General features: G+C 58.3%; 12 protein-coding genes, 1 tRNA gene and 1 pseudogene. 8 read left to right on the top strand and 6 right to left on the bottom strand.

Features of this window, described 5'->3' with window-relative positions; translation table 11 throughout:
* Nucleotides 1–94: 94 nt before the first annotated feature.
* Both IC231_RS05025 and IC231_RS20300 read left to right on the top strand, forming a co-directional pair.
* Nucleotides 95–2,032, top strand: a complete 1,938-nt coding sequence (locus IC231_RS05025; protein WP_190783476.1) for a TonB-dependent receptor plug domain-containing protein — start codon at nt 95–97, stop codon at nt 2,030–2,032.
* Nucleotides 2,033–2,071: 39 nt separating this feature from the next.
* Nucleotides 2,072–3,151, top strand: coding sequence for a YncE family protein (locus tag IC231_RS20300; RefSeq protein ID WP_190783475.1), 1,080 nt, complete (start codon nt 2,072–2,074; stop codon nt 3,149–3,151).
* Nucleotides 3,152–3,229: 78 nt separating this feature from the next.
* On the opposite strand, the gene IC231_RS05015 is transcribed toward IC231_RS20300, so the two are convergent.
* Complete coding sequence (locus IC231_RS05015; protein WP_190783474.1) at nt 3,230–3,487, bottom strand: hypothetical protein; 258 nt, start codon at nt 3,485–3,487, stop codon at nt 3,230–3,232.
* A 148-nt stretch (nt 3,488–3,635) separates the two neighbouring features.
* On the opposite strand from IC231_RS05015, the gene IC231_RS05010 reads away from it, so the two are divergent.
* From IC231_RS05010 to IC231_RS04995, 4 genes are all read left to right on the top strand, one after another.
* A complete protein-coding gene (locus IC231_RS05010; protein ID WP_190783473.1) occupies nt 3,636–3,989 on the top strand; it encodes a DUF502 domain-containing protein in 354 nt (117 codons plus the stop codon).
* Between the two features lie 44 nt (nt 3,990–4,033).
* A complete protein-coding gene (locus IC231_RS20295; protein WP_190783472.1) occupies nt 4,034–4,558 on the top strand; it encodes a helix-turn-helix domain-containing protein in 525 nt (174 codons plus the stop codon).
* A gap of 118 nt (nt 4,559–4,676) precedes the next feature.
* On the top strand, nt 4,677–6,158 hold the full coding sequence (locus IC231_RS05000) for a hypothetical protein (RefSeq protein ID WP_211538862.1): 1,482 nt from the start codon (nt 4,677–4,679) through the stop codon (nt 6,156–6,158).
* Nucleotides 6,159–6,238: 80 nt separating this feature from the next.
* Complete coding sequence (locus tag IC231_RS04995) at nt 6,239–8,581, top strand: B12-binding domain-containing radical SAM protein (RefSeq protein WP_211538861.1); 2,343 nt, start codon at nt 6,239–6,241, stop codon at nt 8,579–8,581.
* A gap of 52 nt (nt 8,582–8,633) precedes the next feature.
* Here the strand turns inward: IC231_RS04995 and IC231_RS04990 are convergent, their stop codons facing one another.
* From IC231_RS04990 to IC231_RS04980, 3 genes are all read right to left on the bottom strand, one after another.
* Nucleotides 8,634–9,719, bottom strand: a complete 1,086-nt coding sequence (locus IC231_RS04990) for a dienelactone hydrolase family protein (protein WP_190783470.1) — start codon at nt 9,717–9,719, stop codon at nt 8,634–8,636.
* 80 nt (nt 9,720–9,799) lie between these two features.
* Nucleotides 9,800–10,336, bottom strand: coding sequence for a GNAT family N-acetyltransferase (locus IC231_RS04985; RefSeq protein WP_190783469.1), 537 nt, complete (start codon nt 10,334–10,336; stop codon nt 9,800–9,802).
* Nucleotides 10,337–10,421: 85 nt separating this feature from the next.
* Nucleotides 10,422–10,664, bottom strand: a complete 243-nt coding sequence (locus tag IC231_RS04980) for a hypothetical protein (RefSeq protein ID WP_190783468.1) — start codon at nt 10,662–10,664, stop codon at nt 10,422–10,424.
* A 202-nt stretch (nt 10,665–10,866) separates the two neighbouring features.
* Here IC231_RS04980 and IC231_RS04975 point away from each other — a divergent pair.
* Both IC231_RS04975 and IC231_RS04970 read left to right on the top strand, forming a co-directional pair.
* Nucleotides 10,867–10,939 (top strand) — tRNA-Gly (locus IC231_RS04975).
* Between the two features lie 485 nt (nt 10,940–11,424).
* A pseudogene (locus IC231_RS04970) lies at nt 11,425–12,249 on the top strand (IS5 family transposase).
* A 152-nt stretch (nt 12,250–12,401) separates the two neighbouring features.
* Here the strand turns inward: IC231_RS04970 and IC231_RS04965 are convergent.
* Nucleotides 12,402–13,337, bottom strand: coding sequence for a hypothetical protein (locus tag IC231_RS04965; protein WP_190783467.1), 936 nt, complete (start codon nt 13,335–13,337; stop codon nt 12,402–12,404).
* A 21-nt stretch (nt 13,338–13,358) separates the two neighbouring features.
* The gene (locus IC231_RS04960) at nt 13,359–14,756 is read right to left on the bottom strand and encodes a hypothetical protein (protein ID WP_190783466.1); all 1,398 of its coding nucleotides are present in this window, start codon (nt 14,754–14,756) and stop codon (nt 13,359–13,361) included.
* Nucleotides 14,757–14,774: the final 18 nt, after the last annotated feature.

Here is a 14,774-nt window from a genome sequence, read left to right as displayed (position 1 = left end):
ATTCCTTGCCTAAAGTTTTGAACTGAATTTTCCTGGTTCGGAAATTTTGGTTCGAGTGTTTGCGTCCTGTATCTGGCATCACTGCCTGGCTTGGTTGTGCCAGCCTTACCGAAGCGCGCTGCTGCTGGCGGGCCTTCTGCTGTTTGCCGGTGTAGCCTTCGCGCAGCCAACTTCCTCCCCCCTTACCGATTCTGTTCAGCGCCTGCCAGCAGTGCGGGTACAGGGCGTGCGCCCCAGCCGGTTTGCAGTGGGCAGCCGCGTCACAGCGGTACTGGACTCCGGCGCCGTATTGCCGACCGGTAGCACGCTGGCAGAAGCATTGGCTTCCCGAACGCCGCTGTATCTGAAAGAATACGGGCCAGGACAGCTGGCTTCTATTTCTATTCGGGGCACGTCGGCGCAACATACAGCGGTGCTCTGGAACGGCTTCAATGTGATGCTGCCTACACTTGGGCAAACGGACTTTTCACTATTACCCCTGAGCGCAAATACTCGCGCCGAAGTGCAGCATGGCCCGGCCGGTGCTACGTATGGCACGGGCGCAGTGGGTGGCACGGTGCTGTTGTCATCGGGGGTCGTATGGGGCGCAGGGTTGCGAGGCACTGTCCAGACTGATGCTGGCAGCTACGGCTTGCGAGCGGGTAGCGCAGAAGGCAGCTTCAGCAACCAGCGCATTGCCGTGCGCACCGCGGCCTCGTATCGCACTGCCGACAATGACTTCCCCTACTCTACCCGCGAAATAACCGGCCTAGTGCGCCGCCGCCAGGAAAACGCAGCTTTGCGCCAATGGAGCCTCGCGCAGGATATTGTGCTGCGGGTAGGCCAGCGCAGTGAAGTGCAGGCCTCGGCGTGGCTCACGGATGCCGACCGCCAGATTCAGCCATCTATCGGCTCGGCCAATACACACGCCCAGCAATGGGACCAGAGTCGTCGGCTACTCGCTGGCTACCGGCACGTGGCTAGCCGCCATGAGACAGGCGTGAAAGTGGCGTGGTTTGAAGACGTGCTGAACTTCCGTAACGACGCTACGAGCAGCAACTCTACGGTGCACACCACCCAGGCTCAGGCCGACCACACCGTGAATTTTGGCACCCGAGCCAGCCTGCGGGCTGGGGTAGAAGCGCAGCATTTTGCTGTGGAGCCGCAATTGTACCGCCGCGAGGTAACCGAAAACCGCTTTGCTGGCTATGCCTTATTCCGCTACGACCCGCGCCCTGGTTTGCGTATCTCGGCCAACCTGCGCCAGGCCGTACTACCGGGCCGCACAGTCCCACTTACGCCTACACTAGGCACCGAATGGCAGGTGTGGCAGACCACCCGGCAGCAGCTTACTCTCAAAGCCAGCACCTCACGCAGCTACCGCGCCCCAACCCTGAACGAGCGGTTCTGGCCCCAGGGCGGCGACCCCAACCTGCTCCCGGAAAGCGGCTACGGCTACGAAATGGGCCTTCAGCACAGCTACACCACAACCCCACAGCTAACCCTGACTTCGGAGCTGACGGCTTACCGCCAGCTGGTAGACAACTGGGTGGAATGGGCCTCCGACCCGCGCACCGGCTATACCACTCCCCGCAACCTCCGCCAGGTACGTGCGCAGGGCCTGGAAGCCAGCTCGCAGGCCAAGTGGCGACTGGGGCGCTACCGCCTCAGCGCCCGGGCGAGCTATGCCCTGACGCAGTCGGAGAAAACCAAGGGCGACGCGGCCGACCAGCTGGCTCCCGGCAAGCAACTGGCCTATGTGCCGCTACACAGCGCGGCTCTCACCACCGACCAGAACTGGCGCAACTGGCAGCTTTCTTCCACGCTGCGCTACACCGGTTCCCGCTCCATTTACTCAGGTAATGGCCAGCAACTGCCGGCTTATCTGCTGCTGAACGCCACCATGGGCTATACCCTAAAGCTCAGCTCCTCTTTGGGCCTGCTGATAGCAGTTCAAGGCTTCAACCTTACGAACCGCAACTATCAGGTGTACGAAGCGCGGGCCATGCCTCCACGCTGGGGCAGCCTGAGCCTACGCCTGATGTGGCGCTAATCCTGTTTTCTCATTCCAACTTTCTTTTCTATGCTGCCAGTGTATCGTACTTTTCCGTTGTTCAGCCGCCTGTTCCTCGCCGGCTTTGGCGCCCTTGCCCTCGCCAGCTGCGACTCCGACGACGAAACCTCCCCTATCTATAACCTCAGCAAAGACGGTAGCAACGTATTTGTACTGAACGAAGGCCAGTATGGCACGCCCAACGGCGAGGTCAGCCTGTTCAGCAAATCGTCCCGTTCGGTCATTGACAACAGCACCTTTCGCACCGTGAACCAGCGCGACTTGGGCGACGTGGTACAGTCGATGCTGGTGGTGGACGAGCAGGGGTACGTGGTGGTCAACAACAGCAAAAAGGTAGAAGTCATTAATCTGCGCACGTTTGCGGCGGTTGCTACCGTAACCGGGCTAGAACAGCCGCGTTATGCCATAGCCGCTGCCGCGGGCAAAGTATACATCAGTGAGTGGGTAGCCTTAGGCGGCACTGGCCGCGTGGCCGTACTCGATACACGCACCAACACCATCACCAAAACTATTGCAGTAGGCCGCCAGCCTGAAGGTATGTTGCTAGCCAACGGCAAAGTATACGTGGCCAACTCCGACGAAAACACGGTCAGCGTAATCAATCCGGCTACCGATGTGGTAGAAGCCACGCTTCCAGTGCAGGACGGTCCTACTAGTTTGGTGCAGGACCAGACGGGGGCCATTTGGGTGCTGTGCGGCGGTATCACGCGCTACGGCACTACCGCGCCTTATCCGGTGCTTTCCTCTACTCCGGCCAACCTGATAAAGCTCAATACGACTACTCCGGCAGCTTCTCTGGTACTGCCCTTCACTAGTGGCGGCGCCTCGGAGCTACGCTTGAACAGCACCAAAACCCAGCTTTACTACCGCTACAGAGGGGCTGTGTACCAAATGAGCACCGGCGCGGCTGCACTGCCTACCACGCCCCTGATCCGGCGCAGCTTCTATGGCTTCAACATCGACCCAGCCGATAACACTATCTACGGTTCTATTGCGCCTTACAGCGGCACCGGCAAATTCATCCGCTACCAGCCTACAGGCACTGCCATCGACTCATTCAATGTGAGCCTGCTCCCGAACGGCTTCGTGTTTTACTAGCCTACGGGTTTTGCTTCCCGCAAACAAAACAGCCGGCCCTTGAGGGGCCGGCTGTTTTGTTTGCGGGAAGTGCAGAAGCTAATCAGCAATTCCGTCGCGGTTACGGTCTTTGGCATCGGCGGCCTTCTCATATACTTGGCGGCCGGTGGGGGTGTTAGCGGTGTCGCGCTGCAGGCCGGCCGTAGCCGAATCGGAGGAAGTGGATTGGCCTGGGTCGGGGTTTTTGGTCTTGTAGGCACCGGTTTCCACATTCGTATCACCAGTAGAAGTACCGGTGTTGCAGGCGGAAAACAGCGTGGTGGCAGCCAGCAGGCTGAGCAGCAGAGGACGTTTCATAAGCAGAAAGAAGTGGAGAGTGTAGCGGTTGGCACGCAAGATAATCGAATGTTGGTACGGCAGAAACAGCCGCGTGTTGTTGCGGTGCTGTCAGCCAAGCTGGCAGCCAAAAACCAGAACTGGTATATTTGCCTTCCTTGCGTTGCCTATGAAACCCCGTTCCGCTCCTACTTTCAACTACCCACACCTGCTGCGCCGGGCCGGGATTATAGCCGCCGTGAGCCTTGCAATGGCGCTGGCGCTGGTTGGGTACCTGTTCGGCGCGGCCGACGGATTCTTTGGGCGATTATTCGGTGCTTTTTTCGTATTTTTCTGGCTGTTGTCGGTTACTTTTCTGGGAGTGGTGCCTTTCGTGAGCTGGGCAGCCGCCAACTGGTTTGGCAAAGGCTGGGCCGAATCTGCACCGGAAACCAACCGGAAGCGCCGACCTGCCGTAGCAACGGCAACCGTTCGTAAACCTACGCGTACAGTAACGCGGTCCGAAAAACATCATAACCCGTGAAAACAACGCTGCTTCATATTAAGAACATGGTTTGCCCGCGTTGCGTGGAAGCCGTCCGTACCGTACTTGAGAAAGCCGGCTACCGCCCCACCGAAGTAACGCTAGGCGAGGCCCACCTCGACGAGCATACGCCCGCCGACCCCGCCGCAGTAGCTCCGCTGCTACGCGAAGCAGGTTTTGATGTCCTGATGGGCCGGGCCGAGCAGATGACCGAACAAATTAAAGGTGCCTTGGTCGAATATCTGGAGCACCTCCGTACGGCCCGTATGCCGCTCACCACATCGGCATTTCTTACCGACCGATTTGCTGCTACGTATTCGCACCTGAGCAAAGTATTTTCGCGGACAGCCAACCTGACCATTGAAAAATACCTGATCCGGCTGAAAATTGAGCGGGTAAAGGAAATGCTCAGCTATAATGAAATGACGCTGAGCGAAATTGCCGACCAGATGCGCTACAGCTCCGGCCAACACCTGAGCAACCAGTTCCGCCAGGTGACGGGTCGTTCCGTCAGCGAATTCCGCCGCGAGTTGCTGCCCAAGCGCCTTTCGCTGGACCAGCTGGCGTAAGCTGCTTCAGTATCCGGCTTGCCGGGTTTCGCACGCACAGCGGCCGTATTCTGTATAACCAATGACTGCCCGCCGGGGTATTGTAAGGAGTAATTCCCCTGCAATACCCCGGTTTTTTATGGCCTCCTTCCAGCGTACATTCTTTTTCCTGCTTCTCTTACCGTTCGCCAGCACGGTGGGCTACGGCCAGCACGAAGGCCACAAGATGGCGCCCAAACCGGCACTCGCCGATACTACCCGCCGCGCCGCGCCAATGGACCACAGCCAGCATCAGGGCCACCAGATGCCCGGCACCACTCCCCCTGACACCAGCCGGGCCCGCATGAACCACGCCGATATGGGGCACGCGGGTATGAACCATGGGGCTATGGAGAGAATGAGCCACGCCTATTCGCGCCGGCTGCCCATGAGCCGCAACGGCTCCGGCACAGCCTGGAACCCCAACAATACGCCCATGTACATGTGGATGAGCCACCATGGCAAGTGGATGGTGATGAATCACGGCGCTATCAACGTGCGCTACACCCGCCAGAACCTGGGCCGCAGCAGTGGCCAGCGCGGCGGCAGCACCTTCGATGCGCCCAACTGGTTTATGACGATGGCCCAGCGCCCCATCGGGCAGAAAGGTTTGCTGAACCTGACGGCTATGATTTCGCTGGACCCGCTCACGGAAGGCGGCAACGGCTACCCCTTGTTGTTCCAGAGCGGCGAAGCGTATCAAGGTCAGCCCCTGGTTGACCGCCAGCACCCGCACGACCTGTTTTCGGCGCTGAGCATCGGCTACACACACGCATTTTCAGACGACGTGGACCTGACGGCGTACGTGGGCTACCCCGGCGAGCCGGCCATTGGGCCGGTGGCCTTTATGCACCGTATTTCGGCCATGCCCAACCCCGACGCGGCGCTGGGCCACCATTGGCAGGACGCCACGCACATTGCTTTTGGAGTAGCTACGCTGGGAGTGCGCTACAAGCAGTTTAAGCTGGAAGGCTCCAACTTCACGGGTCGGGAGCCCGACGAGCACCGCTACGGCTTCGACAAGCCCCGCGCGGACTCCTGGGCTGGACGCCTCAACTGGAACCCCACGGCCGGGCTGGCGCTACAGGTCAGCCGGGCCTTCATCAAAAGTCCTGAAGAATTGCACGTAGATGAAGACGTGAAGCGGACCACGGCCTCCATCATCCAGAGCAGCCAATGGGGCGACTACCGCTATATCACGTCGGCGCTGGTATGGGGCATGAACCAGCACGTGTCAGACGGCCATACCGACCCGGCCGCCCACTCCGTGCTGGCCGAAACCAACCTGCAGCTGGGCAAGCCGGCCGTGTACGGGCGCTATGAGTTCGTGCAGAAGTCGGATGAGGAGCTGCAGATTCCGCGCCCTGGTGCTCAGGAAGGGCATACTAACTACAACGTACATGCCCTAACGCTGGGAGCCAACTACCGGGTGGCCCAGATAGCCAAAACCGACCTCACGTTTGGGGCCCAGGCCACTGTATACCGCCCCGATGCTGAGCTCAAAGCCTATTATGGCGCAACGCCCGTTTCGGCGCAGGTCTATCTGCGGCTGAACCCCTCGTTGATGAAAATGAGCCGGTAGAACAGCCCGCGCCGCAGGTGCTACCCGGCCCTGCTGTACCTTTGCGGCACCTTTACCGCAGTGTTGCGGTTGTTGCTCCCGTGTCTACGTCTCCGCTTCGCATCCTGCTCATTACGCCGCCGCTCACGCAGCTCAATACGCCGTACCCGGCTACGGCCTATATCAAGGGCTTTCTGAGCGGGCGCGGCTATCAGGTTGCGCAGGCGGATCTGGGACTGGAGCTGGTGCTGAAGCTGTTTTCCAAAGCAGGTCTGACTCGGGTTTTCGAGGAAATCGAAGCCGGTCCTTTTGTGTTGAGCGACAATGCCCGCCGGATGCTGCGGCTCAAAAACAGCTACCTGAGCACCATTGGACCTGTTGTGCGCTTTCTGCAGAACAAGGATAATACGCTGGCCCCGCGTATTTGCCACAGCCGCTTCCTGCCCGAAGCCAGCCGCTTCGACAATATTGCCGATCTGGAAGCCGCTTTCGGCACGATGGGCCTCACCGACCAAGCCCGCCACCTCGCCACGCTCTACCTCGAAGACCTCGGCGACCTGATTAAGGAAACGGTGGGGCCACAGTTCGGCTTCTCGCGCTACGCCGAGAAGCTGGCTATGTCGGCTACTACGTTTGATGCGCTGCACGAGGCGTTGCAGGCGCCGCCCAATCTACTGGACCGCATGCTACAGGAGCTGCTGGACGAGCTGATGGACCGCGTGCAGCCGGATGTGGCTGGCTTCACGGTGCCTTTCCCGGGTAACCTCTACGGGGCCCTGCGGCTGGCCGGCCGCATCAAGCAGCTCAGCCCGAACACCTACACGCTCATGGGCGGCGGCTACCCCAATACCGAGTTGCGCCAGATTCGGGAGCCCCGCTTCTTCAACTATATCGACTTCCTGACGCTCGACGACGGCGAAGGCCCCTGGCTGCGGCTGCTGAAGTATTTGGAGGAGAAAAAAGAACGGCAGGCGGAGTCAGTATATCGTCAGGCTGAGCTTGCCGAAGCCTCTCTAGCTCTGACTAACTCAATCGTGGTGGGCGAAGCGGTAGAGATGCTTCGGCAAGCTCAGCCTGACGGCTCCAGAGAGCGGACGAACGTTTCAGAGCCATTACCCTTCCCCTTCCAGCGCACCTTTCTGCGCAATGCGGCCGGCGAAGTCGAGTACATCAACCAGCCCTTCCCCGACATTCCGCACCCCGAAGTAGGCACGCCGGACTACTCCGACTTGCCGTTGAGCGAATACCTATCGGTGATTGAGGTGCTGAACCCGATGCACCGGCTCTGGAGCGACGGCCGCTGGAACAAGCTGACGGTGGCGCACGGCTGCTACTGGAAACGCTGCTCGTTCTGCGACGTCACGCTGGATTACATTTCGCGCTACGAAACTGCGCCTTCAGCCTTGCTCGTTGACCGGATTGAGCAAATCATTGCCCAGACCGGCCAGACCGGCTTTCACTTTGTAGATGAGGCCGCGCCGCCCCTAGCCCTGCGTGACTTGGCCATTGAGCTGCTGAAACGGCGCGTGAGCATCACATGGTGGGGCAACATCCGCTTCGAGAAAACCTTCTCGCCCGACCTGTGCCGCCTGCTGGCCGCATCGGGCTGTATTGCGGTGAGCGGCGGGCTGGAAGTAGCTTCCGACCGGCTTCTGGCCCTGATGGAAAAGGGCGTCACGATTGCACAGGTAGCCCGCGTGACGGATGGTTTCACACAGGCCGGCATCATGGTGCATGCCTACCTGATGTATGGTTTCCCGACCGAAACTGCCCAAGAAACGGTGGACAGCTTGGAAGTGGTGCGGCAGCTATTCGCGGCTGGTATCGTGCAAAGCGGCTACTGGCACCGCTTCTCGATGACGGCCCACTCACCTGTTGGTAAAAACCCGGCGAAGTATCAGGTAGCGGCAGTGGGCCCCGAGCCTGGCCCGTTCGCCTGGAACGACCTGTGGCACGACGACCCTACCGGCGCCAACCACGAGCAATTTGGGGCCGGGCTGGCCAAGGCTCTCTACAACTACCTGCACGGCGTGGCCCTGCACGAGCCGCTCAGCTTCTGGTTTGATTTCCGGGTGCCCAAGCCGACCGTGCCGCGCCAACTCGTTCAGCAGGCGTTGCAGGAGCCCGGCAAGCCCGATTTCGCAAAGCAGAACCAGCGCCTGTTCTGGCTCGGCAACGCGCCGGAGTTGCGGAAGGAAAACGGCAAGAAAGGCCCGCGCGCCGTCCTGACTTTCTACGAGCAGGCTGAGGATTTTGAAGTGTCCGTACACACAGCTCTTGGCCCTTGGCTACACACCCTGCTCACGGGCCTGGCAGCCGACTACGACACTAAGGTGCTGCTCAAGGATGCGGCTCGCAGCTTCCCGGCCGGCCACTCGTTCGAGCGGTTTCTGGAGTCGGCGGCGTGGCTGCTGCTGCGCGAAAAAGGGCTTCTGGTATTGTAAAGGCAGATCTGATTCTAGTGCCTCCGTGCCAGCGGTACTCCAGCAACCGGAACTACTTCAGCCAGTCGGCAATAGCCGGCAGGTAGCCAGGAGCCGCTGACGGCCAAGTCCATTTACCATCGGCATTGCTCTGGCCAGGCAGCAGGAAGCGCGCATCAGCCCCGGGGAAAAGCCGGACCTGCGTGCCATGCTGTCCTCGGGCCGCGTTGCGCAGCCGGCGGGCACTGTCCTTCGCATTCAGCGACGTATCAGCGGCGGCATACAGACCCAGCACCGGTATTTTCTGGCGGCTGAGCAGCTGGAAGGGCCGGGCGTCTTCCATGGAAGAAACCGGCACATTTTCCAGCACCACAAACGCCGCCTTGGGCCGCGCCAGCACCGCTGCCGGAACCACCGTCGCCGTTCCATGCGCCCACATTCCTATCCGCAACGTATCTACGGCCGGCTCGCGGCGGAGCGCCTGCAACACCTGCACTGCCGACTGCAGCAGGGCTGAATCGGCGGGCTGCGGCGCCGGCGGCAGCACAACCACGGTTGCGACAATGCCCTGGCCGGCCAGTTGGGCAGCCCGCAATCTGGCGGCAGGCTCCGCAGCCGGCCCCGCGAACAACGCCACAGCCGGATGGCTGGCCAAGGTATCCTGCGGAATGAGCAGCGTCAGGGAGGGCAAGCCCCGGGCGGCCGGCTGCTGCTTGGTCTGGTACGCCCGAGGCAGCGCTTTGCCACGGCGCACCCACACGAAATCGGCCTTAATGCTGTCCAGCGCGAATACGCCCCGCAGAAAGTCTCCTTCCCGGATGGCGGAAATACTGCTTCCGCCGGCCGGGCTATTCAGCAGCAGCTGCGGCTCGGTATAGCTCAGGTTTGCGGCCGGAAAGCTCAGCCCTTCATTTTGCGGAAAACGCACATCGGCTTCCAGCTGGCCCGGGCTTACTTCGCGCAGGTCCAGGGTTGCCACCAGCTCGGTACCCTGGTAGGCCACGGTTCCCTCGTAGTGCCCAGTTGGCAGCGCCACTGCGGCCTTCTGCCCCGAATCGGGCAGGCACCCCCATAACCCGCCGGCCAATACCGGCAGCAGCAACTGCCAGGCACGCGGCTGGGTGCGGAGCGAAAACAAGGCAGATCGGGCTAAAATCACGCGGGCGGCAGAATGGCGAACAAGCAAAGGTACAGCAAGGTACTCGGGAAGGCAGGCAGCGGGGCTGTTGTCCGGTCAGCCTAGAGTCCCTTGCGCAGTATCAGGTCATTCTGCACGTCGGTTCCCAGCACAAACTTATGCTCTCCAATGACTTTGAAGCCGAAACGCCGGTAGAATTCCAGGGCGCGCACGTTTTTCTCCCACACACCCAGCACTACGGCCCGGCAGTGGCTTTGCCGGCCTTCCTCCAGCGCCCGGCGCATCATGGTAGCCCCCAAACCAGTGCCAATCCAGTCTTCCTGCACATAAAGCCGCTCAATTTCCAGCCGCTCCTCCGAGACTTTGTCAGGGTGGCTGCCCAGCCGGGAGTGCAGGCGTAGCTTGGCATAGCCCACCAGCTGTTGGTTCATGCGGGCCAGCAGAAACACCGTATCGGCATCCTGCAGCTCCGCCAGCTGCTTTTCAGGGCTGAAATTCGCCTCCAGATACGCCGCCATATCGGCGGGCTGATTCTCAGCGGCAAAGGTTTCCAGAAAAGTCTGACGGCCAATGGCAGCCAGTTGCGCCGCAACATCGGCAGTTCGTTTGGCCAGAGTGATAGTAAGCGGCGAAGACATAGGCAGAAATCAGGAGGAGCAACAAAGGTACACGGGCTGCTGCCGTATCTGCTACCCTGCCCGCGCCGCCAAGTGCTGCCCCTATCTAATCGATGACATTGTTTTTGCGCCGTAGCATCCGCCAGCCATAGCGCAGCAAAAACATGCCACCCGCCAGCAACAGCAGACTGATAAAGAACTGCTGGTTGTACAGCGCGGCCATTCCTGCCTGCTGATACGCAACATAGGTCACGCCCATCCGCAGGGCCAGCGCCGTCAGCAGCATAAAGCCAGCCAGTACGTTCATCATACCCACAATCCGGCGGGTAACGGGGGGTAACGGAGCCATAAAATACCTTCTCTGGGATGCAGCAGGCATCGTGCATAGTGGTCAAGCAGGAACCTGAGCATCAAGACACCTAGCATCCGTCATACGCCAGTTCGTAACGACACGTATGTCAGGCTAAGAAGCCAGCCCGTTCCGCTACGTGATACGAACCAATATTGCAAATTGATTTCCACCACGTACTTTTGTTCACCAACCTTCATCAGCGAGAGTAGCTCAGTTGGTAGAGCATCAGCTTCCCAAGCTGAGGGTCGCGAGTTCGAACCTCGTTTCTCGCTCATTCATTATCAGCCACTTAGATGCAAGTCTGGGTGGCTGATTTGTTTTTGGTTTACACATTGGTTTACACAAGCAATAAAGACGACACAGACAACTTGCGTCATTTTTTAAGTCATCTGCCAAAAGACTAGCCGGGTTTGGAGGATGGTATTAAAATACGGCGGATATATCCTCTCTAGATACGTATAGCTCTAGTTATCCTTACCACATGGCCCATTGCCTTCGCAAGGCATTAAAATGCCCATATTATTGGTATGGGTGGCCCTTGACGGGTAGAGCCTATAGAATTACAGCTCAATGCTACGACGCTGGCTGCGTCGTAGCATTGAGCTGTAATAGGTTACAGGGCGCAGCACCCCTACATGTGTAGTAGTCTAAATTGCGGTTCGTCATGGTCATCCCCGCCCCAGAGGCATAACGTCATTGCCGCGCCGGTCCTGTTACCTAGGCTGTGTCTGAAAAGGGGTGTTACGTATCTTAGGGTATGGCAGCACGGTATAAGTTGACGGATGCCCAATGGGCCGCGGTAGAAGGCGAATTACCCCCCCCCACAACGTCTGGGGCGTCCCCGGCGCGATGACCGCCAGCAATGGAATGCCTTACTCTGGGTCCTATGTACCGGAGCGCCCTGGCGGGATTTACCCGTCCGCTACGGCCCCTGGCAGACGGCGTACGAACGATTTCGCCGGTGGGCCGCTGATGGTACCTTCGAGCGGGTGCTGCACCACTTACGCCTGCGCCTGGATGCGGCCGGCTTGTTGGACCTGGACACGTGGCTGGTGGATTCGACCACGGTGCGGGCCACCAAAAGGGCGGCGGGCGGCACGAAAAAAAAGCCCAGTGCCTCGGGCGCAGCCGCGGCGGGCTGACCAGCAAGCTGCATGTGGTCTGTGATGGAGCGGGTATGCCGCTGGCCCTGCATCTGTCGGCCGGCCAGCGGCCTGATGGTCCCCAGTTTGAACCGCTTTGTGAACAGGTGCGCGTACGTCGACGCCCACGTCAACTCCTGGCCGACCGTGGCTATGACGCGGCCCACATTCGCCACTGACTGCGCCGTCGTCGCATTCGGGCCGTCATTCCACGTCGGCGACCAGCCGCAGGTCGTCGCTGTCGGCGGCGAGGACGGCCACTACGAATCGAGCCCGCTCGCTATGCGCGGCGCAATGTGGTAGAACGCTTCTTTGGCTCGCCCAAAGAACATCGCCGCGTGGCCACGCGCTATGAGAAACACGACACCCATTTCCTCAGCATGGCCTCGCTGGCCTGTAGCCGCCGTATTTTGCAGCATCACTTTTCAGACACAGCCTAATACATTCAGCTTAAGGCCAGCCCGGTATAGCTGAGCACCAAGTATTAGCTTTTTTCGCGCTGTCGAGTATTCTTTTCAGCCTAAGCCTTTAACCCCTTTGAGATCTATCAATAGGGTGATTAGAACACCTCACGCACAGGATAATTGGTTTATTACTGCTGCAGAAACGCTTTTACATTTTCCTCCGTGTAGGTTGGTACATCAGTAGCCCTTACCTCTACCCGACTAGCTCCCATGGCCTTGAACCAATCCGTAACATAGCGCTTCACGATGTCGGCGTAGAAAGGTGGACGGCTATATGTATTAATCTCTAGTACCAACACATCAAGGCCTTTTAGATTGGTGCCCGGAGGCACCAGCAGGCCGTATTTGCCAGCCTCATACTTAGCAGACCAGTTTGCAGCTGTGAACTGCCCCTTTTTCACGAGCTCATCCTGGATGTAGGTGTCATTGAAAAAGGCTGCTTTATTGCCATCCCGTATACTCCTGTTACGCACGTGGTCCAAATAGCCGTCGGTTACAACGATGAGGACGTTGCGGTACTTGGTGGTATCCATAATGCAACGGGCAGCCATCTTCTCCTTGGCAAAACCCCATAGGTCGGCACCGTCCTGCGGCTGCTGTTTCACGAATTCGTACAGGCGCTCTACGCCAGCTGTTGTTTGAGCTACCAAGTTATTGTACACCTCCTTTTTGGCTTTGGGGTCCATCTCGGGCTTCCCCAGATCTACCTGTAGCGACCGGGCTACCTGGTCGAGGTTCGCGTCCATCTGGGGCTGAGGCTCAAAGTAAATGGCGTAACGATCTTTGGCTTTGAGGGCCCCCTGCTTCTCCATGTTGGCCTTAAACCAAGTGGAGGCAGCTTTAACAACAGCTACGTCACGGTTTTGCTGGGTATCCTGCCCAAAGCGCGCGTTGATGCGGTTAGACAGATCCAGTAGTATGGTCAGGTTAGTTCTTTTCGTTGAGGTATTAGAAGCCGAGTCACCACCGCCGCCGCCGTCAGTAACTACAGTATCAGGATTACAAGAAATTAAGCCGGTTAGAGCAGCTAGGAAGCTGAGGGTTAAAATTTTTGAAAAGCGCATTCGTGAAGAGGAGTAAGGATATTAATTAGTGGACTGGCCTTGCATGCCCAGTCCATCAATTTCGGAAGAACGGTAGGACAATACCGTATTTTGACCCAAGTGGCGCTCAATGAATTGATCTAGTGTAGTCTTACACTGGTTCTGCTTGTAGTGCGACATATCGGCTCCTGTCATCCAGGACAGCCAGCCGTCGCAAAACTCCATGAGATAGTTTGCCCACTCACGGGCCGGGATGATGACGCCCGTAAGCTGGGCTTCCAACTGGTGCCGCTGGCCAATCAAATTCTTGATGGTTTCCTTCACCTTGCCAATCTGTTCTTCCAAGGCAGAGCACTCCGTTTCCTTTTCCTGAATCTGGTTTTGCCGCTCGGTAATTGCCGCGCCTACTTTATTGGTAAGACGGTGCGCCTCCATAAAGAAATCGAAGAGTAATCCCCAGATAATGTATACGACAAAACCAGCGAAGATAATGGTCCAGAAATCTACATCCATAATGGCTTTTCCGAGGGTATAATCGGGAATATCCTTGAAGGATGCCAGCTTCTGCAAATCGTAAATTTTCTTGGAAATACCGTAGGCTAGGATGAAGTCGAAAATAAACGTGATGCTCACAATAGCAGCCATTTTCAAGGCTTTCCCCTTTTGTGTGTTCTTCTGCAGGTGATGGAGGATATACCCTAAGCCTAAGAAAGCAGAGGGCAGTGTTATAATCATCAGCAACTCGAAAAATCCCTCTTTATATGCCTTAGCTACTGCCTGAGCATCGAAAATGGCTTGAGTGACGACGTTGTCATCTACTTTGAAGCTTTTAAAAACGGCTGAGTAAATGGCGGAACTGTAAAAGACGAATAGATAGATTGTCAGCAGTGCCAGGATGATTCCGCTAATCCACAGAGCCAGCCGGGAAGGCTCCTGCAAGCGCATATCCTCAGGTGAAGTGCGGAGCAGATGAATCTCGTGTTTGATGTCTGTTATTTTCTGCTTGGTACCGTCCAGCTTTGCATCCAACGTGGCACGCTCATCCTGGCGGTATTCTATTTCAGTGCTGACGGCATTGATTTCGCCTTGTTTTTGCTTGCGCTGGGTTTCCTGCTGGCGGTCGTTTTGGTCAAACTGCTCGTGCAGGTTGGCTAAGATGCGCGTCAGGTTTACTTCTAGGCCATGGGTGGTACCGTTGTGCTGGCCGGCTGCGCGAAAGCCAGCCTGGCGCATAGTTCGCTGAATGCGGACCGAATCCGGGTCAGCGTAGTTCTCCGACTCCAGGTTATCGGCGGCGGAGCTTACCAAGCCGAGTTTTTTGAGTACCCGGTCGGCAAAAGATGCATCACGGCCAAGTGGCTCCGACGCAGAGCTTTCGGCAGTGACAATAGGTCCGGTGGTTGGCTTCAAAGTGAAGAGGCCAGGTTTGGGTAAAGCCATAATGAATGCGGGTGCAAT

Origin of the sequence: Hymenobacter duratus (assembly GCF_014698995.1) — a bacterium.
Classification (GTDB): Bacteria; Bacteroidota; Bacteroidia; order Cytophagales; family Hymenobacteraceae; genus Hymenobacter; species Hymenobacter duratus.
The sequence above is the reverse complement of the archived record's forward strand: the minus strand, read 5'-3'. Positions and strand labels throughout refer to the sequence as shown.

Bases quoted from the DNA above. Each gene is read 5' to 3' on its own strand.
- IC231_RS04980 (WP_190783468.1), bottom strand. From the start codon at position 10,664: ATGGCTCCGTTACCCCCCGTTACCCGCCGGATTGTGGGTATGATGAAC.
- IC231_RS05015 (WP_190783474.1), bottom strand. From the start codon at position 3,487: ATGAAACGTCCTCTGCTGCTCAGCCTGCTGGCTGCCACCACGCTGTTT.
- IC231_RS05000 (WP_211538862.1), top strand. From the start codon at position 4,677: ATGGCCTCCTTCCAGCGTACATTCTTTTTCCTGCTTCTCTTACCGTTC.
- IC231_RS05010 (WP_190783473.1), top strand. From the start codon at position 3,636: ATGAAACCCCGTTCCGCTCCTACTTTCAACTACCCACACCTGCTGCGC.
- IC231_RS04965 (WP_190783467.1), bottom strand. From the start codon at position 13,337: ATGCGCTTTTCAAAAATTTTAACCCTCAGCTTCCTAGCTGCTCTAACC.
- IC231_RS04960 (WP_190783466.1), bottom strand. From the start codon at position 14,756: ATGGCTTTACCCAAACCTGGCCTCTTCACTTTGAAGCCAACCACCGGA.
- IC231_RS04985 (WP_190783469.1), bottom strand. From the start codon at position 10,336: ATGTCTTCGCCGCTTACTATCACTCTGGCCAAACGAACTGCCGATGTT.